Annotated in this window: 21 protein-coding genes and 1 pseudogene; 11 read left to right on the top strand and 11 right to left on the bottom strand. The window is 59.7% G+C overall.

Features of this window, described 5'->3' with window-relative positions; genetic code table 11:
- Positions 1-199 precede the first annotated feature (199 nt).
- Together ACQZ6J_RS29650 and ACQZ6J_RS29655 are read left to right on the top strand one after the other, a co-directional pair.
- A complete protein-coding gene (locus tag ACQZ6J_RS29650) occupies positions 200-2,557 on the top strand; it encodes an Orn/Lys/Arg family decarboxylase (protein WP_449086647.1) in 2,358 nt (785 codons plus the stop codon).
- Between the two features lie 21 nt (positions 2,558-2,578).
- Positions 2,579-3,139, top strand: coding sequence for a GNAT family N-acetyltransferase (locus ACQZ6J_RS29655; protein ID WP_163990661.1), 561 nt, complete (start codon positions 2,579-2,581; stop codon positions 3,137-3,139).
- 76 nt (positions 3,140-3,215) lie between these two features.
- Here the strand turns inward: ACQZ6J_RS29655 and ACQZ6J_RS29660 are convergent, their stop codons facing one another.
- The 7 genes from ACQZ6J_RS29660 to ACQZ6J_RS29690 all read right to left on the bottom strand — a co-directional run bounded on the left by ACQZ6J_RS29660 (position 3,216) and on the right by ACQZ6J_RS29690 (position 11,533).
- Entirely contained in the window at positions 3,216-4,250 is a 1,035-nt protein-coding gene (locus ACQZ6J_RS29660; RefSeq protein WP_449086648.1) for a DUF1254 domain-containing protein, read from the bottom strand.
- A gap of 11 nt (positions 4,251-4,261) precedes the next feature.
- On the bottom strand, positions 4,262-5,659 hold the full coding sequence (locus ACQZ6J_RS29665) for a DUF1254 domain-containing protein (protein ID WP_449086649.1): 1,398 nt from the start codon (positions 5,657-5,659) through the stop codon (positions 4,262-4,264).
- A gap of 20 nt (positions 5,660-5,679) precedes the next feature.
- Positions 5,680-6,510: a hypothetical protein gene (locus ACQZ6J_RS29670; RefSeq protein ID WP_449086650.1), complete on the bottom strand. Its 831-nt coding sequence runs from the start codon at positions 6,508-6,510 to the stop codon at positions 5,680-5,682.
- Positions 6,511-6,942: 432 nt separating this feature from the next.
- Positions 6,943-8,454: a sugar ABC transporter ATP-binding protein gene (locus ACQZ6J_RS29675; protein WP_449086651.1), complete on the bottom strand. Its 1,512-nt coding sequence runs from the start codon at positions 8,452-8,454 to the stop codon at positions 6,943-6,945.
- 1 nt (position 8,455) lies between these two features.
- On the bottom strand, positions 8,456-9,412 hold the full coding sequence (locus tag ACQZ6J_RS29680; protein ID WP_163990657.1) for an ABC transporter permease: 957 nt from the start codon (positions 9,410-9,412) through the stop codon (positions 8,456-8,458).
- Positions 9,409-10,422: an ABC transporter permease gene (locus ACQZ6J_RS29685; RefSeq protein ID WP_449086652.1), complete on the bottom strand. Its 1,014-nt coding sequence runs from the start codon at positions 10,420-10,422 to the stop codon at positions 9,409-9,411. Before ACQZ6J_RS29685 ends, ACQZ6J_RS29680 begins: the two co-directional genes overlap by 4 nt.
- A gap of 76 nt (positions 10,423-10,498) precedes the next feature.
- Positions 10,499-11,533, bottom strand: a complete 1,035-nt coding sequence (locus ACQZ6J_RS29690; RefSeq protein WP_449086653.1) for a sugar ABC transporter substrate-binding protein — start codon at positions 11,531-11,533, stop codon at positions 10,499-10,501.
- Between the two features lie 175 nt (positions 11,534-11,708).
- On the opposite strand from ACQZ6J_RS29690, the gene ACQZ6J_RS29695 reads away from it, so the two are divergent.
- The 6 genes from ACQZ6J_RS29695 to csgH all read left to right on the top strand — a co-directional run bounded on the left by ACQZ6J_RS29695 (position 11,709) and on the right by csgH (position 18,265).
- The gene (locus tag ACQZ6J_RS29695) at positions 11,709-12,674 is read left to right on the top strand and encodes an alpha/beta hydrolase (RefSeq protein WP_449086654.1); all 966 of its coding nucleotides are present in this window, start codon (positions 11,709-11,711) and stop codon (positions 12,672-12,674) included.
- Between the two features lies 1 nt (position 12,675).
- Positions 12,676-13,692 (top strand): GntR family transcriptional regulator, encoded by a 1,017-nt coding sequence (locus tag ACQZ6J_RS29700; RefSeq protein WP_449086655.1) that lies wholly within the window; start codon positions 12,676-12,678, stop codon positions 13,690-13,692.
- A 500-nt stretch (positions 13,693-14,192) separates the two neighbouring features.
- Positions 14,193-15,488 (top strand): hypothetical protein, encoded by a 1,296-nt coding sequence (locus tag ACQZ6J_RS29705; RefSeq protein WP_449086656.1) that lies wholly within the window; start codon positions 14,193-14,195, stop codon positions 15,486-15,488.
- A 723-nt stretch (positions 15,489-16,211) separates the two neighbouring features.
- Positions 16,212-17,336 carry a helix-turn-helix transcriptional regulator gene (locus ACQZ6J_RS29710; protein ID WP_449086657.1) on the top strand — a complete coding sequence of 375 codons (1,125 nt, stop codon included), beginning with the start codon at positions 16,212-16,214 and terminating at the stop codon, positions 17,334-17,336.
- A 193-nt stretch (positions 17,337-17,529) separates the two neighbouring features.
- Positions 17,530-17,889: a hypothetical protein gene (locus ACQZ6J_RS29715; protein WP_163990649.1), complete on the top strand. Its 360-nt coding sequence runs from the start codon at positions 17,530-17,532 to the stop codon at positions 17,887-17,889.
- 61 nt (positions 17,890-17,950) lie between these two features.
- A complete protein-coding gene (gene csgH, locus ACQZ6J_RS29720; RefSeq protein ID WP_163990648.1) occupies positions 17,951-18,265 on the top strand; it encodes a curli-like amyloid fiber formation chaperone CsgH in 315 nt (104 codons plus the stop codon).
- A gap of 84 nt (positions 18,266-18,349) precedes the next feature.
- On the opposite strand, the pseudogene ACQZ6J_RS29725 reads toward csgH, so the two are convergent.
- Positions 18,350-19,086 (bottom strand): annotated as a pseudogene (locus ACQZ6J_RS29725) (oxidoreductase); the annotation flags it as partial.
- Between the two features lie 78 nt (positions 19,087-19,164).
- Positions 19,165-19,878: an SDR family NAD(P)-dependent oxidoreductase gene (locus ACQZ6J_RS29730; RefSeq protein ID WP_449086658.1), complete on the bottom strand. Its 714-nt coding sequence runs from the start codon at positions 19,876-19,878 to the stop codon at positions 19,165-19,167.
- A 135-nt stretch (positions 19,879-20,013) separates the two neighbouring features.
- Here ACQZ6J_RS29730 and ACQZ6J_RS29735 point away from each other — a divergent pair, with 135 nt between their 5' ends.
- Positions 20,014-20,937 (top strand): LysR substrate-binding domain-containing protein, encoded by a 924-nt coding sequence (locus ACQZ6J_RS29735; protein WP_449086664.1) that lies wholly within the window; start codon positions 20,014-20,016, stop codon positions 20,935-20,937.
- Between the two features lie 127 nt (positions 20,938-21,064).
- Positions 21,065-21,715, top strand: coding sequence for a glutathione S-transferase family protein (locus tag ACQZ6J_RS29740; protein WP_449086659.1), 651 nt, complete (start codon positions 21,065-21,067; stop codon positions 21,713-21,715).
- Positions 21,716-21,730: 15 nt separating this feature from the next.
- Here the strand turns inward: ACQZ6J_RS29740 and ACQZ6J_RS29745 are convergent, their stop codons facing one another.
- Positions 21,731-22,333, bottom strand: a complete 603-nt coding sequence (locus ACQZ6J_RS29745) for a TetR/AcrR family transcriptional regulator (RefSeq protein WP_163990631.1) — start codon at positions 22,331-22,333, stop codon at positions 21,731-21,733.
- A 135-nt stretch (positions 22,334-22,468) separates the two neighbouring features.
- Between ACQZ6J_RS29745 and ACQZ6J_RS29750 the strand changes: the two genes are divergently transcribed.
- On the top strand, positions 22,469-23,692 hold the full coding sequence (locus ACQZ6J_RS29750) for an MFS transporter (RefSeq protein WP_449086660.1): 1,224 nt from the start codon (positions 22,469-22,471) through the stop codon (positions 23,690-23,692).
- 60 nt (positions 23,693-23,752) lie between these two features.
- Here the strand turns inward: ACQZ6J_RS29750 and ACQZ6J_RS29755 are convergent, their stop codons facing one another.
- Positions 23,753-24,538, bottom strand: a complete 786-nt coding sequence (locus ACQZ6J_RS29755) for a class I SAM-dependent methyltransferase (protein WP_163990627.1) — start codon at positions 24,536-24,538, stop codon at positions 23,753-23,755.
- Positions 24,539-24,649: the final 111 nt, after the last annotated feature.

Here is a 24,649-nt window from a genome sequence, read left to right on the forward strand (position 1 = left end):
CCCTCATTTGATTTTGCCTCGCCGGCAAAGTTGTCCGCCGCGCGGTGAGACTGCCCCCGAAAATATCGTAAGAAAGGGTCGGCAAGATAATCAGCGCGTAGCTGGCTGATAGGCCGGAGCGATCCCACGAATGGACGTTGTCACATCCATGTCATGAAATGCGTCGACACCTCGTACCAGATCAAGAGCGGGTACCCAGATGGACTATTTCAGACGTTTCAACTTTCTGTTCGCAACGCCGGCCTTCGACAGCGAGGATCTGGAAGGCGCCCGCTACAACCAGATCGTCGAGGAAATCGAACGTTCGGGCTTTGAAGTGGTACGAGCCCGCAATCTCGAAGACGCGGAAATTGCCGTACAGACGGACGCAGCCATCGGCTGCATGCTGGTCGACTGGGGTAAAAAGGGTCTCGAGGGCAAGACGGCCTCCCTCATCAATCTGATGCGCCGGCGCGGCCTCGAATTTCCGATCATCCTGCTGATCCGCCGCAAGCGCTTCGAGGATGTGCCGGTGGAGGTCCTCGATTTTATCGACGGCTATGTCTTCCTGTCCGAAGAAACGCCCGCCTTCATTGCCAAGAGCCTTATCAGCCGGCTCAAGCAATATGCCGAGACGCTGAAGACACCATTTTTCGGCGCGCTGGTCGACTACGCCGAAGAAGGCAACCACCTCTGGACCTGCCCGGGCCACAATGGCGGCATCTTCTACAGCCGCAGCCCGATCGGCCGCGTCTTCATGGAGCATCTGGGCGAAGCGGTGTTCCGTGACGATCTCGACAACTCCGTGCTCGACCTCGGCGACCTTCTGACCCACGAGGGGCCTGCGCTTGCCGCACAGAAGGAAGCGGCCAAGATCTTCGGCGCCGAGAAAACCTATTTCGTCCTGAACGGCACCTCCACTTCCAACAAGGTCGCGCTCTCCGCGCTCGTTACCGACGGCGATCTCGTGCTGTTCGACCGCAACAACCATAAGGCCGCCCATCACGGCGCCTTGATGATTTCCGGCGGCATTCCGGTCTACTTGCCCACTATACGCAACCCTTATGGCCTGATCGGTCCCATCGATTTTTCGGCCATGGACGAGGAAGCACTGCGCGAGCGCATCCGCACTCATCCCCTGGTGAAAGACCCGGAGGCCTACAAGAAGCCCCGCCCCTTCCGCGTCGCAGTGGTGGAGCAGTGCACCTATGACGGCACGATCCACAATGCCGAGATGATCCTGAAGCGCATCGGGCACCTGTGCGACTACATCCTTTTCGACGAGGCCTGGGCGGGCTTCATGAAATTTCATCCGCTCTATGCCGGCCGTTTTGCCATGGGTCTTTCCGACCTAGGCCCCGATGCGCCGGGCATCATCGCCACGCAATCCACCCACAAGCAGCTCGCGAGCTTTTCGCAGGCCTCGCAGATCCACATGAAGGACCGGCACATCACCGGCCAGAAACGCCGCGTGGAACATCGGCGCTTCAACGAAAGCTTCATGCAGCACGCCTCCACCTCGCCTTTCTATCCGCTGTTTGCCTCCCTCGACGTTGGAGCGCAGATGATGAAGGGCCGCTCGGGCGAAGTGCTTTGGGACGACACGATCCGTCTCGGCATCGAGCTGCGCAAGAAGATCCGCGCCGTGCGCCGCGAATTCGAGGAGAAGGAGCATCGCCCGGAACGCCGCTGGTTCTTCGAGCCCTTCGTGCCCGACCGGGTGGCGATCCCGGACGTGTCCAGCCCCGGCGCGGTGCATGACGTGCCGTGGGAAAGCGTCGCCACCGACCAGCTCGCCACCAATCCCGCCTTTTGGCACCTGACACCCGGCGCGTCATGGCACGGCTTTTCGGACATGGAACCGGGTTTTGCCATGACCGACCCGAACAAGCTGACCCTGCTCACCCCCGGATTTGACCGGGCGAGCGGCAAATACACCGAACATGGCATACCGGCGCCCGTGGTTGCCCAATACCTGCGCGAAAATCGCATCGTCGCAGAAAAGAACGACCTTAATTCGCTGCTGTTCCTCCTCACCCCGGGCGTGGAGGCGAGCAAAGCCGGCACCTTGATCAGCGGCCTCGTCGCCTTCAAAAAGCTCTATGACGACAATGCGCTGCTGGAAGAGGCTATCCCGGAATTCTATCGCCGCCGTCCGGCACGCTACGCGGGCGTGCGACTGCGCGATCTCTGCACGCAAATGCACGACTTCTTCCGGCAGGCCAATGTCAGTGCGCTTCAGACGATGCAGTTTTCCGCCGACCATCTGCCACCGATCGCCCTGTCGCCGCATGATGCCGCGCGCTGCCTGGTTCGCAACGACGTGGAGTATCTGCCGATCGATGCCATCGCAGGCCGCATCGCCACGACACCGTTCGTGGTCTATCCTCCGGGGATCGCGACCATCGTGCCAGGCGAGCGGCTGACGGATGAGGCAAAGCCGATGATCGACTATCTCAAGATGTTTGAGACCTGCTTCAACATGTTCCCCGGTTTCGAGGTGGAGATCCAGGGGCTCTATCGCGAGACGGATGCGTCCGGTCGCATCCGGCTTCATACATACGTTGTCGCGGAATAGGTTGGAAACGCAGGTTCAGGCATGAAGCAGGACAAAACGATCGTCATCCGCCCCTCCCGGGAAACGGACGTTGATGCCATGTTGACGATCTATCGTCGCCATATTCGCCACGGCATCGAGGATGGAGTGGACGATGGCGACACACCACAGCCTGACGATCTGCGGGAACGGCGCAAGAATTTAAAGGACCGCCGCTTCCCGCACGTTGTTGCGATCGAAGGCGACAAAGTCGTCGGCTACGCCTATGCGGTACTGTTCCGCAAACGCCCGGCCTATCGCTATACCGTCAAACACTCGATCTATGTGCATCACGACCATGTCGGTCAGGGCGTCGGGAGCTTGCTCATGCGCGGGCTGATCGATGCCTGTGCGGCCGCCGGCTTCCGGCAGATGATCGGCTATATCGACGCCGATAACGCTGCTTCGCTTGCGCTGCACGAACGCTTCGGCTTCGTTCGAGTCGGCCTCTTGCCGGCAGTTGCCTACCGTTACGGCCGCTGGGCCGATACTGTGATGGTGCAGCGTTCGCTCGGTCCCGGCTCGACCACGCAACCGCCGCAGCCGCCGCTTTCCAGACGTTGAAAGCCGGACTGCTGACCCGATAGGTATCTTCGGGTGCGACCTTGTCAGGCAGTGTAAAATTGCCGCTGCGAAGCGGTCATTGTGCTAGTGGCTCAGCCTTGGGAAATGTCCAGCTTCCATCGAGCACCTGATCGCGAGGCCGGTAGAGGCGCACCGTGTAATTCCAGCCTGCCATGGTCGGAATGCAGTTCTCGGCCGTCTTCTTGTCGCAGCCGCCGAATTGCACGTTAATGGAGCCGTCCGCAGCCTTGACAGCCGTAACGTCGTTCAGCGTATAGGCGTTCAACTTGTTCTTCTCGAAATAGCCCTTGGCGTTATAGACGCTGACCGACCAGAAGCCGTCGACCGGCACGTCCTTGACGGAGAGTTTATAGACCGTCTTGCCGTCGTTCCTGGCCGGAGTTACATTCAGATAGGTTGCGTCCCGTTCGGGATTGCCACCCCATGCTGCGGCAGTGCCGATCAGATGGCGGATCGGATCGACCTTGTCTTTAGCGCCGAACGCACCTTTGAAGTCCGGTATGGTCGAGCCGAGCACCAGCAGGGCGTCGCGCACCTTCTTCTGGCTCGCCTCGTTCCAGTGCGGGGCCTCGAATTTCCCGGCGCTGGCCTGGCTGACCTTCGAGGCATCCTGCAGGCTGTGAACCTGCGCAATATCATCCGGGCTGTTGGGATCGACCAGCGTACGCAGTCCGATCAGGACGTAGCGCGTTCCGGCCTGGTCGCGGTTATAGGTGTAGCTGCCGGCGTCGTATTTTTCGTCGCCCACCAGATAGTGGTCTTCGTTGATGACCTGCAGCGAGCGAAAGCGCTTACCGGCGTCAGGAAGAGTGACGGTAACGGGTCCGGCGTCGAGATCGATAAGGGCGACCGAATACAGCGTATCACGGTTGGGTCGGACAACTGTCTGATGATCGATCGACATCGGCTCGCGATGGTGGCCGAATTTGCCGGTCGCGCCGCCCGCATCCTTCAATGCGTTGTTGAAATAAAGATCGGTCTCGGCGCGCACGAAATTGTCGGCGGTCACGGGCGTGTCCGCAGCCTGCGCTGCTTGCATTCCCGCACCGGCACAGAGAGTAACAACAGAGGCAAGATATAAAAACCGCATGTGTGCTTCTCCTATTGAACCGCCTCGATATCGGGCAGAACCCAGCTCTTGTCGAACAGAGGTTTCTCCGGTCCGTAGAGCCGGAAAAGCACCTCGAAACGCTGACCGGTCATCGTCGGAATCCAGTTGGTCTCGCCGTCCGGCGGGGCGACCGGGCCGAAGCTGATATCGACGGACCCATCGCCATTGCGCTTCAGACCCGGTGTGTTGGAGGCGCGGCTGAAGCGTTCCAGATTTCGAATAAAACCGTGCGTATTTGCGTCGTAAACGGTCGCCGACCAGTATTGTCGGGCGGGGGCGTTGGCAGGGACCGTCAGGCGGTATCGTTGAGTGCCGTCAAGCAGATCTCCCGCCTTGTCTCGTACCGACATTATGTAGAATTGTCCGGCACCGAGATGCTTGATCCCGACATAGCCCATTGAATAGGTGATCGCCCGTGAGTCCGTGGTGTAGCTGTCGGCTTTCGCGAAGTTATCGGACTGGGCCTGAATACCTTCCGGCAACGCCGGAACGAACCATCTGCTGTTTTCGAAATAAGGCGCGAAGATATGCTGGCGCTGGTATTCCAGCCAGACTTGCGCCGCTCGCGCACCCGCTGAGAGCGCTTCATTGACATCGCCATCCGGTTTGAAGGCTTTGCCTTTTTCGATGCCAAGCGACTTCAGCGGATCGATCATCGCGCGATCGCGCTGAAGCCAAGGTTCGCTCTGCACGACCGTGTCCAGCGAAACGAAATATGCCGCGTCATACGGAATGGTCGCGTCGAACAGGTCGTCGACGACATCGACGAAGATCGTCTTCTGCGGCTTCGACGCCGTTGAAAGCGGATAGAGCTTCATCCGTTTGCCGTAGGCGACGGCCTTGGCCACGTCCTCCTCGCTTCCGGTCTTGGGCGTCGACCGTATCAGCGCATAGCCGGTAAAAGTATCCGATCGCAGGGGTATGTATCCGGCTGGAACCTTCTTCGAGTATCCCGGCGGAAGGATGAGGTATTTACCGCCGGCGCCCTTATCAGCTCCGGCCGGCCCGGCATCCTCAAGGGCAACCTGCCATATATTGTCGATATTGGCGGTAATCGAACCGGTATCCGCCGGTGGAAATTCGAGCACCATCGGCCCGGTCGATTTCGTATCGAAGAAGGGGATCAGGTAAACGGTGTCCGGATTGGGTGTGAGCGTCTGGTTTTTCCAGGATGGCAAGCGCGACCAGAGCGCTATCTGGTTGGCCTCACCGCCCGCCTTGCGAAAGGCTTGGAACATAAGGTCCGTATTGACGGCAGGCATGCCCCAGATGACCGCCTCGGTTGCCCTGCGCTCGATCTGTTGCCTTACGATATCGTCGAGGGCAAGGCTGTCGCTGACGGCAAGGAGCGAGATCAAACCAGCGCCCAACAAAGCAACCGACTTCATGTCATGCTTCCTCTTCGTGATCAGAAATGGACGACGAGCCCCAGAATCGGACCTTGTTCGACAATGTCGTTGGTCAAGCGACCATTCGAATAGTTCACGCCAAGGGCGCGGTAGCCGATGACGGCGGAGACGGATTCCTTGAACTTGTAGCCGATGCCACCCATGACATCCCAGTCGATGTCGGCACCACCTGCACCGACAAGGCCCCAGCCCGTAAGATAGACGTTTGGCGTGATCGAATAGACGCCCCTGAAGCCCGCCAATCCGTCGACCCAGGTTGCCTCTTCACGCCCCGAAGCACCGCCAAGCGGACCGCCCCGGAAGGAGATCGTGGTCTCGGTCCACCAGAGCTTCGCTCCAGCGACGGCATCGAGGTGGCTTTGTTCATCTCCGAGGATGGTATAGCCAAAGCCGAGCATCCCGGTAAAGGTCTCCTGCTTCAGCGCCACGCTGTCTGCAAACACGCCTCTTGGCGTTGCAGAATCGCTGGTGACACGCGCGTAGGAAAGATCCGTGAGAACGGAGAACTTGCCGTATCTAATTTCGCCGGCGCCCGTAAAGCCGAAATCGACATCCTTTAAAAGGTCAGCGAAACTCTCCTGGCTATGCACTTCGGGAAGGCCGAAGACAGCGGTGTCGCCACTGATACCCGCGGCCCACAAATACGGCGAGAATGAAAAGGTTAGATGATCGGGCTGTTGTTCGCCCGGCTGTGCCGCTATGACCGGCATGACATCGGCGGCCCGCGCTGATGTGGACACCAGTAAGAGAGCTGCGACACCCCAAAGCCATTTCCCGACAATATCGCGGCGAATGCTCCGCGCTGCTCGACGACCTTCGCTGCACTTCATCGCACATCCCCCTCAATGGTCGCGATTACAGCCCGCGGCCGTGACGATACACGACATTGGGTTGAATACAAAGCAACTAATGGAAGGCGCAGCCTGAGATTCCAGCAAGCAAGGATAATACTCCGTGGACGACGAGAACGGTTCGTCCTGAACCGAAACGTTCGGCGCCAATTACCATGTCACCGAAGGGACGACTGCGGCTACGGGTGAAATCCGCCTTGTGCGATCAGACGGTTGCATGGCCGCAGCAGCATCCGGTCTGTTAATGACTGTTGACTATAGCGATAAGCATGGCGGGCAGATACGCTTCACGCCCTTCTCAGCAGTCGACGAGAGGCATCACGACTGCAAGCACCGTTGCGGCGGCTTTGTAGGAACGACGCTATTTTTCGCGAAGCCTACGCCACAAGGAAGTTCTCCTGCCGATCCGCATTATTTGACGGTCAGTTCAGCCGCGTGTATCGCCGACATGATGGCCCTGCTGGCGGTATCGTAGCGGCGGTCGTTTTCGAATTCGTGGACTATCGCGAAATCATGCATGACGAGTATGCGATCCGCGAGCGCGATCATCTCCGGCATATCGCTGGAAATCAGCAGGATCGCCATGCCTTTATCGGCCAAGCCGTTTAGAAGCTCGTGAATGCTGGCCTTTGCCTTGATATCGATACCCACCGTCGGTTCGTCAACGATAAGAATGTCGACGTCGGCGGCAAGCCATTTGGCGAGCGAGACCTTTTGCTGGTTGCCTCCCGACAGATTGCCGACGAGCTGCTCCAAATCAGGTGTACGAATCTCCAGGCGACGGGCAAGCGGCTCGCCGATGGCCCGCTCCTTTGCCGCAGTCAGCAGGCCAAGGCCTTTTGCGATACGCGACCAGACCGTCATCGCGATGTTGGATCGGATCGAATGAGTGAGGATGACGCCCTCGTGTTTTCTGTCCTCGCTGACATAGCCCATGCGAAAGCGCCTGATCGCTTCTTGCACCGAACGAATTCTTGCCGTCTTGCCATCGATCAGCAGATCGCCATCAGTAATCCTATCCTTACCGAGAAGGGCGCGCGCAAGCTCCGTGCGACCGGCTCCGACAAGACCGTAGAGACCGAGGATTTCGCCGCGTTGCAACGCAAAATTGATATTGCGATGGCCTGAAGCCGTCGCCAATTGCCGAGCCTCCAGCTTCGGCGTCCCCTGTCGCGGGCCGCCAGCACGGACCATCACCGGCCGTTCCGCGCGGCCGATCATGGCTTCGATCAGCGTGTGCCGGGTCATGCCGGTCATGGCCGCTCCGGCGAGTGTCGTTTCTCCGTCGCGCAGCACGGTTACGCGATCACAAAGCGACAGCACCTCCTCAAGCTTGTGACTGACGAAGAGAATGGCCGTGCCCCGGTCGCGCAGCTGCCTCACGAGACGAAACAGGATCTCGCTTTCCGCATCGGTGATCGATGCCGTGGGCTCGTCGAGCAACAGAACCTTCGCTTCGTGGCTGAGAGCCTTGGCGATTTCGACCATCTGCATCTGCGCGACGCTCAAACGCCGCACCTCCGTGGATGGATCGATATCAAGCCCGACCATGCGTAGATGACGGCGTGCTTCGGTGTTGGTCCGTTCGAAGTCAATGAGGCCGTTCTTAACCGGAAGCGTCTCGAGGAGGATGTTCTCGGCGACGGAAAATCGCGGAATGAGATTGCGTTCCTGATGAACGGCGGAAATTCCAAGCTTGATGGCGTCGCGAGGCGAGGAAAGGGAGAGCGCCTGGCCATCGAAGGTCACCAGACCGGCATCGGGTCGATGGACGCCGGTCATGATCTTGATGAGGGTCGATTTGCCCGCGCCGTTTTCACCCATGAGGGCGTGAATTTCGCCGGCCGCGAGCGTCAGCGAAGCGTCCTTGAGGGCACGCACGCCAGGGAAGGATTTCTCCACATGGTCGAGCACGAGGGTCATGTCAGTCCTCCCCGACGCGCACGGCGCGGAAACGATTGATCCAGACAGCAATCAGGATCAGTCCACCGAGCAGGAACGTGACCCAGTAGGGATCGACGGCCAGCAGCACCATTGCATTCTGAATGAGGCCGACGAGCAGCACCGCGATCAACGTGCCGACGATCGAGATGGAGCCGCCAAGAAGGCTGGCGCCGCCGATAATAGGGGCTGCGAACGAAATCACCAGCCAATCCGCGCCGATCGTCGGCTGGGCCGAGCCCAGCTGCGCCACGGCAAGCACGCCCGCGGCCGCTGCAAGAACACCGGAAAGAACATGCGCGACGAGGATTGCTCGCCCCGCCGAGACGCCGGACAGTTCAGCGGCATGGCTATTGCCGCCGACGGCCAACAGATAGCGCCCCTGCACCGTCCTCGAAAAGAAAACCGCCAACAAAACGGTCACGACCAGCGGCACGATGAGCAGAGACGGAAACAGGCCGAACCGACCGTTACCGAAGGCGACGAATGATGCGGGAAGATTGTAGAACGGCACCGCCTTGGTAATGCCGAGATTGATGCCCGAGAAGGCGGAGGCGGTGGCAAGCGTGACGATGAAACCATTGATACCGGTGCGCACCGTCAGCCAGCCATTCATGAGCCCGGCCGCTCCGCCGACGACCAGCGCGGCCAGCACCGCCGGAATCGTCGGCCATCCCCAGGCTTCCATCAGGCCGCCGACGATGATTGCGACCAGGCCGCCGAGCGCGCCCACGGACAAATTCATCTGTCCGACCGCCAGCATCACCATCTGGCTGAAGGCGACCAGCAGTGAGACGCAGATGCTGCGCAGCATGACGAACCAATTGAATTCCGTCAGGAACGCCGGCGCGGCAAAGCTCAATGCGGTGCCCCCGAGGATCACGGCCGCCAGGATGCCGGACCATTGAGTCCGCGCGGCAAAGGAAACGATCCGCTTCATGCTCGCCTCGTCTGGTGGCGCAGGGCAAGCAGCGCCCGATAGCGTTCTATGAGGATCGCCCCCAGGAGAAAGATGCCCAGGAAGAGCTGAAGCCAGAAATTGCCGATCTGCAGCACCAAAAGACCGCTGCGAATGGTGGCCACGAGCAAAGCGCCGAGGATCGTGCCAATGACCGATACCATGCCGCCCGAAAGCGCGGTTCCGCCGATGACCGGCGCCAGGAAAGACGGCAGAAGCCAGTCGTCGCCGGCCACGGCGGGCATGGCCGCTCCAAGCCGCGCGGTCAGCATCAAGGCGGCCGCGGCCGCCAGCACGCCCGACAGTCCGTGGACGAAGACGATGACGCGATCGACGGGAATGCCCGACATCTCCGCCGCCCGGGCATTGGCCCCCACGGCAAGAATTTGTCGGCCAAGTACGGTATGGACGAAGAGAATATAGAGCACGATGCCAATGGCGATCGCCACGAATGCAAGACCGGGAACAGGACCGAAACTGACGCGGCCGAAGGCGCTGAAGGCTGGCGGCAGCGCATTCAGCGGCACTCCCTTCGTCAGGATCAGCATGCCGCCGGAAAACAGGCTGGCGCTGGCAAGCGTGACTACGAAACTGCTGACGCCCGTTCTGGTGATGGCAAATCCGTTCAGCCATCCGAGCAGCCCCCCCATCGCCAGGGTCGCGACCAGCGCCACGGGCACCGGCAGGCCGAGCACCTGCAGAAGATAACCGGCAGTCATGACCGCACAGACGCCAATCGCGCCGACCGCAAGGTTCATCCCGCCGGTGGCGAGAACCACCATCTGCGCAAAGCCCACGACGACATCGACGGCAACGGAGCGACCAAGTGAGTTGAGATTGAAGCGGGAAAGGAAGCCAGGTGCGAGGCTGGAAAACACCACCCACATCGCGATGAGTATCAGAAGCAGGCCGAGTTGCGTCGAGCCGCGTATCAGGAGGCTGACCGGACGGATGCCGGGCGGCTGGGTTGGAACGGCTTGTTGGGTGGGCATCTTCGCGCCTGTTCTTGAAACACTTGGCTTCGGAGGTCGCGTGCGCATGTTTTTCGGTCAGCGCACGCGGCGTCCGCTACTTGCAGGACAGATAGGTATCCTTGAACGTCGCCTGTATCTTGTGACTCAGCGCCTTCAGATCGTCCTTGTAGCTGTCGATGTTCGATGAGGAGATCAACACCGTGCCGGAATCGATGAAATGCGCGGTCTGTGGTGTCTTCGTCCACGGCGCGTCGGGCTTGGCGGTGCAGCCGCTTGCGAGAAGATCGAGAGCGTAGGTGCCGATATAGGCTTGACCATAGGGATTTTGCCCGATGGTCCCGGCGACGAAACCGTCGCGGATACCGTCCAGGACGATCTTGTCATCGTCAATGCCGATCATCTTGATGCGTTTGTCGCCGAGATTTCGAAGGGCTTTGGCGGTGACGACGGAAGAAATATAAGCCGTCGCTATGATTCCGCTGATCTGGTCCTTCTGCGAAGCGAGCAGCGCGTTGATCTTCTGGTCGCCTTTCTCCTGATCGTCGGTATCGCCGACCGTCTGCAGCAGTGTCACCGCGCCGTTCGTCTCCGCAACGGCCTTTTCGACCGCCTGTTCGCGCAGCGTCGTGTTCGGATCGATCAGCAGCCCGGCGAGATGCACGATCGCGCCCTTGCCGCCGATTGCCTTGATCAACGCTTTCGTGCCGAGATAAGCGGCCTGATAGACGTCGGTTGCGAGGCAAAAATTGGCATCCGTCGGATCCTGAGCACAGCCGCCGATCGCAACCGCGGGAATGTTGCTGCCCTTGAACTCAGAAAGCGTCGAATTGATGCCGACGGGATCACCGGGGAAAATGCCGAAGGCGTTGACGCCCTGCGCGGCCAGGCTCTCCAGCAACTCCGTCTGAGCCTCGAGCTTCCACTCCGCCGGAACGTTATACTGTGCCGAGCCGATGCCGAAATCCTTTGCAGCGTCATTTCCCGCCTGCTCCCAGCTGGCAAAGTACGGGTGGGGGCCGCCGGGCACCAGCGCGATCTTGTTGCTCGAGGCTGATGCCACGACCGGCGAAAAGGCGACCGAACAGGCGAAAGCGGCAGCAAACATGCCGCGCCCGACGCGAATAGTCATTGAATTACCTCCCGTTAAGGGCCGGCTGCTTCCTCTTCAACGCGCCGCGCCACGGTCATCGGTAACACAAGCGTATAACGCATGCAATATTCGATTATTGACTTTCGCGGGGGAGCGGCGCATCTAGTGACTGGCCGGCATGAAGGGATAAGCGGGCCTCGGGGAGGAAGCATCAATGGTGGACATATCTGAGCGGCGCCCAGCGGACCGCTCGCGGCTATTGCCGGAATTGCGATCGATGCTGGAGGCGGCGGACGCTGAAAAGGCGGCGCCAATGCACGAACTCTCCGCGTCCGAGGCCCGACGGCAAGCCGAGATACAGATACCCGCGCTATGGGGCGACAGCGATGAGGTGCAGGCCACCGAGGATCTAGCGATCCCGGTTGCTGCCGGCGACATCAAGGCGCGGCTTTACCGCTGGCGGGACAGCGCCGATATCATTCTCTTCTTTCATGGCGGCGGCTGGGTCCTGGGAAGCGTCGAGACGCATGACGGTGCCGTGCGGGCACTGGCGCGTTCGGCGGCAGCAAACGTGTTGTCGGTGGAATATCGCAAGGCTCCCGAAGCCCCCTACCCGGCCGCTATCGACGACGCGGAGGCGGCGCTTCGATGGCTTTGCGCGATCGGTCCATCCAAGGGCCTGTCGGTGGATCGGATCATCGTTGCCGGCGACAGTGCGGGCGCGACCATATCCGCGGTCCTTGCTCTTCGCGCCCGTGAAAAGCAGATAAGCCTTGCGGGTCAGGTGCTCATCTATCCGGCGACAGATCTCGGGGGATGGAGTGAAAGCCGCGCACTGTTCGCAAGCGGCTTCTTCCTCGACCAGAAGACCATGGATTGGTATGTCGGGCACTATCTGTCCGGAGGGGCGAACCCGAATGACCCCGGCGTGTCGCCTTTGCATTCAGCCGACCTGTCCGGCCTCGCGCCGGCTCTCCTCGTCACAGCCGATCACGACCCGCTTCGTGACGAAGGGCGTGCCTATGCGCAGCGCTTGATTGCCGCTGGCAATGACGTCTGTTACGAGGAGTGGCGGGGCGTTACGCATGGCTTCTTCAACATGGACCGAAACACGCCGCAGGCGCGCTTGCTGAGCGCGCGCATAGGAAGCTGGGTCAACCAGATTTGGAGCCGACGATAGAATGAACTTGGGCGGGGCAATCAGCGGGAATGTTTCACCTGGTTCCGGCGGCCGCACCCAGCCTGCTTATTCGACGATCTATTCGGTGCTTCGGGATCATCTCGATCGCAACGCGCTTCGTGCCGGCCTTGTTCTCGGCCAGGCCAATATCGGCCGTGCTTTCAATGTCAGCCGCGTGCCGGCCGGTATCGCGCTCAACCAACTTCTGCAGGAAGGCCTGATCGAAACGTTCCAAGGCCGCGGCTATATCGTACCCGGTGGCGAGCCGTTGCGTATCGATCTGACGGACGGTGGCCTGAATATTCCCGCCGATGCCGCAGCGCCGGCCGCAAACCGCCGCGAGCAGATCTATCCGGAGGTCGAGCATGCGGTTGCGGTCTGCCTGGCCTATGGGCGGTTCGTGCTCAACGAAACGGCGCTCGCGGCGCATTACGACGTCAGCCGAACGATTGCGCATGAGGTCCTGACGCAACTGGAGCGCGCCGGCGTCATCGAGCAGGACAACAACAACAGGTGGTATGCCGGGCCGCTGACGGCGACCGAATTCAAATATCATTTCGAAATGCGCATCCTTCTGGAGCCGCAAGCGCTTCGCCAGGCTTTTCCGCATCTGAAAAGGAACGAGGTGCAGATGCGCTTGCGGCGAATACAGGCGGCCGAGCGCGATGCCGTAGTCCCCGCCAAACTCGAGGAGCTGGAAGCGGATCTGCATATCCACACGCTTCAATCCTGTACCAACACCATCTTGTTGAATACTTTGCGCCGCAGTCAGCGGTTGCTCATTGCCACGCATTCGACGTTTGCCGAATACCGCCAGCTGGATGATATTGCATTCATGGCATCGGAACATGCACAGGTCTACGAAGCGCTTCTCAATCAGGATGTTGCGCTTGCAGCATCGGCGCTGGAAGCGCATTTGGAGCGGTCTGTCGACGTGAATGTCGCGATATTCGACCGGCTTGGCAGCCTGCCATCGCATCTTTGTCCACCTTATCTGGCGCTGGCAAAGGCTGCATGAGTAGTTTGAAGATGCACTATGTGCTGCCATGGTCGCATGGTTTGTGCAGAAGTTGTCGACATTTGGCAATGCACTTCATGCTTCTCTCCCCTCGTCAGATAGGCGGATGGAATATTTAAGGCATGCCAACCAGTGCTTGGTGCTGCTGGCATAGCTGCAACCTCGTTCAGGTCGAGCGGATCGCGGTCATGTACGGTCATGGCGCTCGTTCCGACATCTCTTGGGAAAGCCAGCCAGGTTCGCAGTATAGCCGTAACGACGGCGCCATCGGCAGATCAACCTGCTGATGCATTGTGGTTGATGATGTCTCCCCTCCCCCAGCTTCGGCGCCGGCAGGAAATCATACAGGGCTTGCATGAGTCGATGTGCTTCCTGACGATGCAAGTGCCACGGCATAGGCCGGACAGATGAAAGCAACCGATCGCAGGATCGACACACAGTCCTTGTCATAGGAAGCGCCCGCAATTGTCAGGGATTTAACCTATCTGCCTGGAAATATTATGACCTGTCTCGCGATCATGTTAGAATGCGATTCGAAGAATTTGTGTTCTTCGAATGAAGGGCGGGGACATAAGCCTATTCCTACCTTGAGGTGGACAGTTTTCTTACCTTGTCTGTCGATGCTCGCGGCATTTTGCGCAAGCCAGGCGGTTGCCCAGGAGCCAGCGAGTATAACCGGTCAAATCGATTTTGACTGGCAGCAGTTCTCGTTCCCGACAGTGACGATGGCAACGCCGTCGATCAGGCAACAGAGCTTGACCGCCTCTGGCGCGGAAGTGGGCATTTCCGCAACCATGCCTCTATCGCAACAGCCGGACGCCTTCACATTTACCTTGAGTGGAACGCGTTACGATCTTTCGGGACATTCCGCCTCGACTGCCTCCCTTGCCAACAATCCATTCAACATCGCGGTCGGCTCTCCAAGTCCCGGAGAGATCGATCTCGAGGCCCTGACCGACACATCCGGGGCGGCCGCCTTGGCCAATGTGAGCTTCACGGACAGGGCGGGCAGCTCTGCGGCAATCTTCGCATCGGCGTCTTCTCCGACAGGTCCGAATTCGGTGACTCAATATGCGGTCAGCCAAACGGCCGCTGGCGCTGCTTTTACAGCCCTTGCGACGAACGGCTCGATACCGGGCGCGGCGGCTTACGGTGCCTATGCGGACAGCAACGGCTTGCTTTTTTCAGGGGTAAATGAGTCTAGCCCGGGCACAGTGCACGCATGGAGTTTCGTTCACGCCACCGGCTATACCCAGACCGTCTGGCTGGCGAAGCCCTTGATCTCGGAAACCGACCTCGCGTTCAAAGTGGGAGCTACCTACCGTAGCGGTCGCGAACACTTCGGAAACGGCCTGACCTTCGATCTAGCAGACGAGGCTGTCGGCGCCGGAATACCGCCTGTCAGCCTGAGCGAAACCGGCAGCTTTCGCGTCGAGTCAGGTGGCCCGATGCTCGGCTTTGAAGCGCACTTCCGGCCGCATGCTCCTTTCAGTGTCGAGCTGACGGGAACGGCCGGCGTTGCTATGTTCGGGGCGCGATCGCGAACGAGCCAGGAGATCGTCCTGCCGGTGGCGGGCAGCATCGAAGAGGCGGGAAGCACCCATCATGCCAACGGCGCGATGGGGTTGGCAGGCCTCCAGCTCAGCCTTGTCTTCCCCTTGCAAGAGCAGATCGAACTGCGCGTATCGGGCGGTGTCGATGCCACGCTGTGGGGACCGCGCCCGACTGCCACGGGAATTGGCCGGACGACCTCGAGCCAATATGACCTCGGTCTCTCTTTGGCGGCCCATTTCTGAGATGCGGGCGGCAGCGATCAGCAGCCGTCATCCTCCAGCCATGGTTCTGCGGTTTCGCAGCCGGCAGCGGCGATTGCGGGCGCGCAGCAAAACCTTTGCTTCGTCAGAACAATACTGGCGATAAAGCTTGCTCCCGGCTTTCGCAAACTCCGTTTCATCACCGAAGGAAAAGCAGATCCGCGATAATATACATTATTAATACTTTTACATCGATAAAAATACTTAAAATAAATTCAAAATACAATTAGAGGTAACACCAATTGAATCAAGTTATGAGGGGTTGAAAAATGTTCTTTATTGATTCAACCGTTGAATATAGATATTATTTTTCCCAGAAAAATCATGCCTTTGACCGAAGACTACTCAGAAAATCTGAAAATTATTAAGATTTTATATTTGTGTGTCCCTTGATGAAATTTTGCATGTCGCCCAATGGCTGCGAATTCTATCAGTCTTATCTGCCATCCATTCCAGGGGATCATCATGAACAGTGGGGAGGAACAAATGGCCGGGTTTGAATATGTTACGTGCGGTGGCTCAAGCAGAGCTGCATGCAAATGCTCATCACCAAAAAGGGGGTATGCGTCCTTTCGCGTCTCAGCCCCAGCCTGTCCGTCGGCCCTCCATCAGATCCAAAAATACACCAACTTCGCATAGTAATCCGTCCTGCCACGAGTGGCTCGCTCCGGAACCTTGCGCGAAAATAGGATAGGGGAGGGAAAAATGCCGACTGATTTCGATCAGGAAATGCAATCTTACGTCGTCCAGACGATCTATCAGGTTATCAACAACCCTGAAGGTTGGAGCGAAGTTCTGGTCGAAATAAGAAAGATGACCGGCGCAACGAGCGCTTTCTTCATGGGTTTATGCTCCGGCACCGAGCGGAGCGCCAGTGTCGTTTGCAAGTGCGTGGACAAGGCGCTGCTCGTCCAACCGGATGTTGTCGACATTGTGCACGCTATGACTGCGAGCCTCGGCCCGGGAAGCAGCCTCATGCTTGACGTGCGGCGAGACGGACTGCCGTGGCAGTCTCGCCTGGCGGATATGTTTAGCTTCGAAGGGCAATTGTTTATCGCGGTCATTTCCAAGGAAGGGTATCGACGCTTCAATCTCGGCCTGATTTTCAGCCGCGACGATCAAACCGACATGAAGCTGGCCAATCAGCTGCTTTTGGCAATAACGCCTCATCTCCAAATCGCCGTTGGCATTCACCGGCAGATGTGGAGAGACCGGGAAAAAGCCGTGCAACTGGACCGGCTGTTCTCGCTTTCGATCACGCCTCGCGCCATTGTTCGCAGCGACCTCAGGATTATTGACGGCAACCGGGCGTTTGAGCGTTTGACGGAGAAAAGCGGCTCGCTTCTCAAAATCTCGGAAGGGTCGCTGATCGTCGGCAATCCTACCCTGCGGAAGGAGATCGACCGGCTTTTGGAGCAAGCGGCCAGTGGCCAGGATATCGCGCATGTCGCCTGGGTCAAAGATCCCGCGCAGTCCTTGGGCTGGCTGTTGAAAGCCGATCTCGTCGGGCTGAAATCGCTGTCCACGACGCCATTCGTGAATCTCTACCTCGATGGCGAGCTGAAATTCATGTTGAGCTTTTACAAGATCGGAGATCACAACGGGCTGACGCCGGCCCTGGTCAGTTCTGTGCTGGGCTTGACGACCGCTGAAGCGAACCTTGCCTGTGCCCTTGCCGTAGGAAGAGCGCCGGCAGAAATCGCCCAGGCTCGAGGCGTCGCCAAGAACACAGTTCACAATCAACTAACATCAATTATGGCGCGCAGCGGCTTTCACAGACAAGGACAGCTGCTCACTCTCTTGTCGACGCTCGCATTCTTCGTTGGATAGTCCATTTAGACTAAAAGGCAGGGCTGATTTGGGGTCCCGAATAGACGTTCGGCATGGTCACGGGTGAATGACGGTCCATTCAATGGCTCGAAACTGACTAGATACGTGGTGAGGTTGAGTAACTGCGAGCAGGTACGGAAAACGCTACTCTCCGACGACCGTCAATAAGGACGGCAACCTGGAGGAGAAATATATGTCCACAAGAACCCTTCTTTTTTCCGCCGCCTTCGCGCTGGTCTCAACGGCTGCTTTCGCGGGCGGAAACGTCTCGGTCACCTCGCAGTCGGGCAACGGCAACGTCTCGGCTATCGGACAGGTCGGCCACGGGAATTTTGCCGGCATCGGGCAGGTCGGCAAGGGCAATTACGGTCAATCGATTCAGACCGGACGAGACAATATCTCGGCGACCGCACAGTTCGGCAAGAACAACCAAAGCTACACGACCCAGGCAGGTAGGGACAACCTGTCGGCAACCGTGCAGTTCAGCCATGGCAACTATTCGGAAACAACACAATCCGGCAAGAACAATACGTCCGTGACAGTCCAACACTGAACGGATCGGGAGGGTCGATCCACCATATCGACCCTCCAAAACATCAGGAGCTTGATAGAAGATGGTTACCACCTTACCCCCTGCGGACATTTGCAAGATCGAATATCATGAGGCTGGTGGCATGGCACATCTTTCCGCGGTCTTGATTCCAGTGGCCGCCCGCGAGGGTACGTACCAGTTCAGAGTGCGCTCAATGTCGGAAGGCGGAATGTCCTCCAACTCTCAAGGCGGCGAGTTCTCGATCAAAGGAGGGCATCAAGAAGATCTCTCAAAGGTTGTCGTCAACGGCGCTCCTGGTAAATGGGCTGCAGAATTGCAGGTGTTTGACACATCCGGCAACCTGATCTGCCACTCCACCTTGCCTGAGACCAAGTAAACAGCAGCGAGCTACGACAACAACGCCAAGCATAAAAAGGGACATGCGGCCGTCCGGAGAGATTGTCCTGACGAGGTCGCGGCCGTAGACATGGCCCGTCAGCCAGCCGGCCAATCGCGCTCGAAGAAGAACTTGGCGCTCTCGGCGAAGGTCCTGTTTGGACGGGTCGGGAACTTCATGACGTTTTCATCCAGTCGCACGACGATCTGCTCCTGACTCTGGGCGTCAAGCTCCTTCCGGAAGCGAAACTCCTCGAGCGGACCGGCCCCGGCCGCCGGAAGGAGTTCGCCATCCGGGTAGTAGATCAGGCCGGCCTTGTCGCTCATTATTGCCTGGACTTCCGACCGGATCGACTTTGCGGTCAGGGGACGTCGGGTCTCAGAAGTGCAAGCAATTCGGAAGCGCCCTTGTGCGCTCCGGCCGCAATAGTCTTCGCCTGGGACGGCTTTGCCCTACCGCTCGCCGCGATGTGCGCCGCAACCCTGGTTCCGAACATTTGCCCCGCATTCAACGCCTCTCCGACGACATAGCCCCCCTGCGAGGTCGCTTCGCGCCCCGCTGTCGGCCAGGAGGCCACCGTTTATATGCTGGTTGGTGATTGCGAACTCCAGCGGTTGCGCGGCGATATCGACCTTGGAGCGGCGATTAAGCTCTATCGCGAGCGGGTTCAAGTGGCGCAGCCGCTAGATCGACGGTTCCTATCCGACCCCGGCATTACCAAGATATCGCTTCATATCCTCGTCGAGCCGTTCCAGATCGAACGGAAGGTCGCTTGGCACCACCAGTAGATTCCGATTGAAGTCCATGAACATGCGGCGGCCGCAAAGTCAGGACTGCCGCCCTAACCCGGAAGGATGCACCTGCGGACATCGATGAAGGCGCCGCGTCTCGTGGACCGGTTACCATGGAACCGTTCGGCCCAGATAGTCCAGATATTGCAGGCCGGTGCTTCCCCGCTGATCGAGAAGCACGTTCACCAGGTTCGGAACGCTCTCCTCGATGGTAAGCTTGCCATCCGGGCCGCCCATATCGGTCTTCACCCAGCCAGGAGCCATGAGCACCAGCGCACGCGCATCCCCGGCGTGCCGGGCGGCATAGCTACGCATCAGCGTGTTCAGGGCGGCCTTGCTGCCGCGATAGACTTCCCTCATGCCCGTCGTATTGTTGGCGACACTGCCCTGCCCCGACGACATGACGCCAATCAGACCTGTCGGCGAGACGAGGTCCTGCAGCCCCTCGACGGTTCGCATCGGACTGAGCGCGTTCGTCACCATCACGCGGATAAATTCATCGGTCGTCACCTCGGCGATCGTCTCGGTCGGAACGTTCGTTGTTCCGGCATTGACGAACAGGATATCGAAGACCCGACCAGCCAGACGCTCGCGCAGCGATGCAAGCTGCGCGGGCTCATTGATATCCAGTGTTTCGATCGTGACCTGCCCATCGGAAGCGTCGGCCAGCTCATGCAGCTTCGTCCGCGCTGACGAGGCCCGCACCGTGCCGACGACGGACCAGCCTTTCTTGAAGAATTCTTCCGCCATGGCATGGCCGAGCCCTCGGGATGCGCCGATGATCAATATGCTGGCGGCGGTGGTGGAATTGGGTGACGGCATGCTGGATGCCTCCTCTGCTTGTTTGCTGTGTGGTGAATATGAAAGCTATACGCGGATTTCGCCAGACGCACAGAATGCAAAGAATAGTTGCGTCCGACGCTAGGCGTATTGGCTGATTTGATCTACCAACTCACCATGGAAGACATCGATCTCAATCTTCTCGTCGCGCTTGACGTTCTTCTTGCCGAAGAGAGCGTGACGGAAGCGGCAAAGCGGCTGGGGCTCAGCCCCTCCGCCATGAGCCGCACCCTGTCGCGGCTGCGGTCCGTGACGGGCGACCCGCTTCTCGTCAGGGCCGGCCGCTCGCTGGTGCCGACACGTTTTGCCGAGAGCCTGCGGGAGCGTGTGCATGCCGTGACCGAGGATGCGCGGGCTCTCTTGCGGCCCGCTGCGAGTGAACTCGACATCGCCACGCTGGAAACGACCTTTTCGATCCGCGTCAGCGAGGCGTTTCTCGAGCTGCTGTCGGCGCCCCTCGTATCGGCCGTGACCAGGGCCGCACCGCATGTTCGCCTTCGCTTCGCTCTCAAGCCGGACAAGGAACCCCATATGCTTCGGGAGGGGTTGATCGATCTGGAAATCGGCGTCCTCGGTATTCCCGCGCCCGAATTGAGAACGCGGCTTCTGTTTCGCGATCGATTGGTGGGAGTGGCGCGGGAGGGGCATCCGTTGTTATCCGACAAGGCGGTGACAACCGAGCGCTATGCCGCCTGCAGCCATGTCGTCGCGTCCAGAAGGGGAGAGTTTGCCGAAGCGATCGACGACACATTGGAGACGATGGGTCTGAAGCGGGAAATCCGTGTCGTGGTGCCGGGGTTCCCGGATGCGATGAGAATTGCCGCCTCGACGGATCTGGTCGCGGCCGTCCCCATCTCCTGCCTCGGAAAGAACAAGGTGAACGAGCCGGTGGCGGAATTCGGCATTCGCAGTTTCGAACTGCCGTTCAAGACGCCGGAAATACTGGTTGCCGCAATATGGCATCCGCGCGCCGACGCCGATCCGGCTCATCGCTGGCTGCGCAGCATCGTCGCGCAGGTATGCCGGGCCGCCTATCCATGACGTGATCGGGCACATGGCCGCCATGTATCCGGGCTGGCCGTTGCCGAGCGCGGGAATATTCGAGCGGGCGTGTCGGATTCTCGTTTCGCCAGCCGTCTTCAGGATAGACCAGCCATGGAGAGCGACGATGACGATTACTCTGACTGCCTTTGAACAGTCGCCCGATCGCGGCAGGGGCCTGGCGCGCGACATGCGCATTCGCTGGGCGCTGGAAGAGGTCGGGCAGCCCTACGACGTTCGCCTGCTTTCGTTCAAGGCGATGAAAGAGCCTGCGCATCTTGCGCTTCATCCCTTCGGGCAGATTCCGACCTATGAAGAGGGCGATCTTGCCCTGTTCGAGTCCGGGGCCATCGTGCTTCACATCGCCGAGCACCATGCAGGCCTGTTGCCGGATGATGCGAATGCCCGGGCGCGTGCGATCATGTGGATGTTTGCCGCACTCACCACGGTGGAGCAGCCGATCGTCGATCTCGCTATCGCCAAGCTCGTCGAGGGTGGCGAGAGTTGGTACGAGCAACGCCGGCCCCTCGTCGAGGAGCGCGTCCGCACGCGGCTGGGCGAGCTTTCCAATCGTCTCGGCGATGCCGAGTGGCTGGACGGCAGGTTCAGTGCCGGCGACCTTCTGATGGTATCGGTGCTGCTTCGATTGAAAGCATCCGGGATATTGGACGAATACCGGAACCTCTCCGCCTATGTCGCCCGGGGCGAAGCCCGGCCCGCATACAAACGCGCTTTCGCCGCTCAGCTGGCGGTTTTCGTTGCTGCATCGACCGAATGATCGCCGCTGTCGGCCTCAACCGCGATCGGGCTTCCCGACCAGAAGCCCTTCAAGGAAGGTACGGAACGTCTCGACTGCCCGTTTCGACGTCGCTTCCGGATCGTCTGAATTGGCGATCCACTGCGCGGCGATGCTGCTTGCCGCATTGATGAGGCGGGCGCCGGCCTCCGGGTCTATGTCGACAATGGTGCCCTCCTCACGAAGGTCGCGAAGGCTTTGCGCCACCGTGGAGATGCAGCCATTGGCGCTCGGCCATCCCGAAGGGTCGCCAAGCACGGCCGGTCCGTCGCGAAACATGATGCGCTGGATTTCCGGTTCGAGAGCCATCTGCACATAGCCGACATTCTCATCGACGAAACCCTGCCAGCGCGACGGTGCCCGGGACGAGATCGAACAAAGTCTTGCGGCCATCTCCGCATCGATCTCGCTGACCACAGCTTGAAGGAGCCCCTTCTTATCGCCAAAGTGATGATAAAGTGCGCCGCGTGTCAGCCCGGCGGTGGCCGTAAAGTCATCCATGGACGCTTCGGCATAGCCGACGCTTCCGAATGCCTTGCGGCCGGCAGTCAACAGCTTGGCTCGTGTTTCGGCAATCATTTCACTGCGAGGTTTGCGCATCGTTCGTCCGTTAGCGGCATCCGTCAATTCACATGCACCCCGCATACTAGTTGACATACGCAACGTATGCAATTATCTCATTCGCATACGTCCCGTATGCGTATGGTGATCCTACCCAATCCAGGGAATATTCCGATGCCCAATCCATACAGTGAGATTTTCCGTGCTCCGGGTGCCAAAAGCTTTTCGGCCGCCGCGTTTTTCGCCCGTCTCCCTATTGCGATGGCCCCTATCGGCATTGTCGCCATGTTGTCTCAGACACGCGGCGAATATTGGCTTGCCGGCGCCGTCTCGGCGACCTTCGCCTTGGCCAATGCCGTTGTTTCGCCGCAGATATCACGGCTCGTAGACCGGTTTGGCCAACGTGCGGTCGTGGCGCCCGCCACCTTCGTCTCGGTCATCGCCTTCGCGGTTCTCGTCATCGCTGCCAACCAGGGCTGGCCGGCCTGGACGCTGTTTGCCTCCGCCCTCCTCTCCGCCGCAATGCCGAGCATACCGGCGATGGTACGCGCTCGCTGGACGGAGATCTTCCGCAACAGGCCTGAATTGAACACCGCCTTCGCGTTCGAATCCGCGGCCGACGAGCTCGTCTACATCGCCGGCGCTTCCCTTTCGGTCGGCCTTGCCGTCTCCCTCTTTCCGGAAGCGGGGATGATCGTGAGCACGATCTTCCTCGCGCTCGGGACAACCGCTTTCCTGCTGCAACGGTCGACGGAACCCGCGGTGCGCGCATTCGATTCCGACGTCCCCCAGCGCTCGGCGATCCGCCTTCGCCCGGTGCAGATCATCACGCTTGCCCTGATCTTTGTTGGCGCCACCTTCGCCACGGCGGAAGTCAGTGCCGTTGCCATCACCAAGCAGCTCGGCCAGCCAGGAGCAGCAAGCGTCGTCATCGGCGTCTATGCTCTTGGCTCCTTCGTCGTCGGTCTGGTCATCGGAGCGCTGAACCCGAAACTGCCGCTGCAGCGGCAGCTGCTGATTGCCGTCAGCATCCTTGCCCTCACCGCTCTGCCGCTTCTTGTGGCAGGCACATCGGTCGCGCTGCTGGCCTTTGCCGTTTTCCTCAGCGGCGTCGCCATCTCGCCGACCTTCATTACCGCCTTCGGGCTGATCGAGCGTCGCGTGCCGGAAACGATGCTGACCGAGGGCGTGACCTGGGTCATGACCGGCATCGGTATCGGCATGGCGCTCGGCGCCTTCGCCTCCGGCTGGGTGGTCGACAATTTCGGCCCGGCGAATGGTTTCTGGGTCTCCGTCATGGCGAGCCTTGCGACGGTCCTGATCGTCGCTCTGGGGCAGGCAAGCCTGTCCGGCGAGCGCGCATCGGATAAGGCATCCCTCACGCAGGCTGCGGAATGAACAGGCCGGTCTGCAGCCTTTTCATCCGCATCGAAAAGCAATGAGGAATGACACTTTACGTCAGGGCTTGCGGGCCCTGATGTGCAGAAAGATCGGGGCGATACGGGTATCGGCGACCACCGGCTCGGCAAGGGCCACTTCGCTGCTTGCCATCGGCTCGCCAAAGGCCTCGATGGCGAGACCGGCGCCGACGATCATGCTTACCCAGCTGGTCAGCGTTCTATGGAAGCGCGGAATGGAGAATGGCGTCAGCCCTGCGCGCTGCTCGGCCGGAATGGTCGAAAACAGCCAGCGCTCGATCCGTCCGTCCGTTTCGTCGAAATAGTCGGCGATTTGAACCGCGACCGCTTCGCCGGTCTCGTTGCGTATGTTCTTGCGCGTCGGCGGCACGAAGCAGGGATGCAGAATGGAAAACTGCAGGAAGCCCCGGGGCCGGAGAATGCGCTCTACGCCCTTCAGCACCCCTTGCTGATCCGCCATATCCATCAGCGACATGAAGGCGGTGACGAAGTCGAAACTGGCATCGGGAAAATCGATGAACTGGCCGTCCCCCAGAACATAGTCGATGCCGAGCGGATCCTGCGCTTCCGTATCGCGGGCGTGGCGGACGAAAGTCGGCGCGATATCGAGCCCGGTCATGCGAGCACCGAGGCGCGCCACCGCCCGGGTATTGGTGCCCTCACCGCAGCCGAGGTCAAGCCCCTTCAGGCCGGCGACCGGCGGCAGCATTTCGAGAAACGCCGGCGTGTTCAAGGCGTCGCGGTATCTGTCGTAGCCTGCACGGCTGTAAATCGTCCAGGTTTCGGCATTGCTTTCCCAATGAGCGGCGACGTTACTCGCGTCCATGACCATCCTCCTGCCTGTATCATTGTCAACGGCGGAGTAAAAACCGGCCACGCGGCGGCGCAATAGTCGGCCACCTTGGCGCGCGCATGAGACCCGCGGGAGGGCGTAGCC

It is taken from the genome of Rhizobium sp. A37_96, assembly GCF_053521765.1.

Bases quoted from the DNA above. Each gene is read 5' to 3' on its own strand.
- ACQZ6J_RS29745 (WP_163990631.1), bottom strand. From the start codon at position 22,333: ATGCGCAAACCTCGCAGTGAAATGATTGCCGAAACACGAGCCAAGCTG.
- ACQZ6J_RS29650 (WP_449086647.1), top strand. From the start codon at position 200: ATGGACTATTTCAGACGTTTCAACTTTCTGTTCGCAACGCCGGCCTTC.
- ACQZ6J_RS29715 (WP_163990649.1), top strand. From the start codon at position 17,530: ATGTCCACAAGAACCCTTCTTTTTTCCGCCGCCTTCGCGCTGGTCTCA.
- ACQZ6J_RS29655 (WP_163990661.1), top strand. From the start codon at position 2,579: ATGAAGCAGGACAAAACGATCGTCATCCGCCCCTCCCGGGAAACGGAC.
- ACQZ6J_RS29660 (WP_449086648.1), bottom strand. From the start codon at position 4,250: ATGCGGTTTTTATATCTTGCCTCTGTTGTTACTCTCTGTGCCGGTGCG.
- ACQZ6J_RS29730 (WP_449086658.1), bottom strand. From the start codon at position 19,878: ATGCCGTCACCCAATTCCACCACCGCCGCCAGCATATTGATCATCGGC.
- ACQZ6J_RS29755 (WP_163990627.1), bottom strand. From the start codon at position 24,538: ATGGACGCGAGTAACGTCGCCGCTCATTGGGAAAGCAATGCCGAAACC.
- ACQZ6J_RS29695 (WP_449086654.1), top strand. From the start codon at position 11,709: ATGGTGGACATATCTGAGCGGCGCCCAGCGGACCGCTCGCGGCTATTG.
- ACQZ6J_RS29735 (WP_449086664.1), top strand. From the start codon at position 20,014: ATGGAAGACATCGATCTCAATCTTCTCGTCGCGCTTGACGTTCTTCTT.
- ACQZ6J_RS29705 (WP_449086656.1), top strand. From the start codon at position 14,193: ATGACCTGTCTCGCGATCATGTTAGAATGCGATTCGAAGAATTTGTGT.
- ACQZ6J_RS29710 (WP_449086657.1), top strand. From the start codon at position 16,212: ATGCCGACTGATTTCGATCAGGAAATGCAATCTTACGTCGTCCAGACG.
- ACQZ6J_RS29670 (WP_449086650.1), bottom strand. From the start codon at position 6,510: ATGAAGTGCAGCGAAGGTCGTCGAGCAGCGCGGAGCATTCGCCGCGAT.
- ACQZ6J_RS29675 (WP_449086651.1), bottom strand. From the start codon at position 8,454: ATGACCCTCGTGCTCGACCATGTGGAGAAATCCTTCCCTGGCGTGCGT.
- ACQZ6J_RS29740 (WP_449086659.1), top strand. From the start codon at position 21,065: ATGACGATTACTCTGACTGCCTTTGAACAGTCGCCCGATCGCGGCAGG.
- ACQZ6J_RS29690 (WP_449086653.1), bottom strand. From the start codon at position 11,533: ATGACTATTCGCGTCGGGCGCGGCATGTTTGCTGCCGCTTTCGCCTGT.
- ACQZ6J_RS29750 (WP_449086660.1), top strand. From the start codon at position 22,469: ATGCCCAATCCATACAGTGAGATTTTCCGTGCTCCGGGTGCCAAAAGC.
- ACQZ6J_RS29665 (WP_449086649.1), bottom strand. From the start codon at position 5,659: ATGAAGTCGGTTGCTTTGTTGGGCGCTGGTTTGATCTCGCTCCTTGCC.
- ACQZ6J_RS29700 (WP_449086655.1), top strand. From the start codon at position 12,676: ATGAACTTGGGCGGGGCAATCAGCGGGAATGTTTCACCTGGTTCCGGC.
- ACQZ6J_RS29685 (WP_449086652.1), bottom strand. From the start codon at position 10,422: ATGCCCACCCAACAAGCCGTTCCAACCCAGCCGCCCGGCATCCGTCCG.
- csgH (WP_163990648.1), top strand. From the start codon at position 17,951: ATGGTTACCACCTTACCCCCTGCGGACATTTGCAAGATCGAATATCAT.
- ACQZ6J_RS29680 (WP_163990657.1), bottom strand. From the start codon at position 9,412: ATGAAGCGGATCGTTTCCTTTGCCGCGCGGACTCAATGGTCCGGCATC.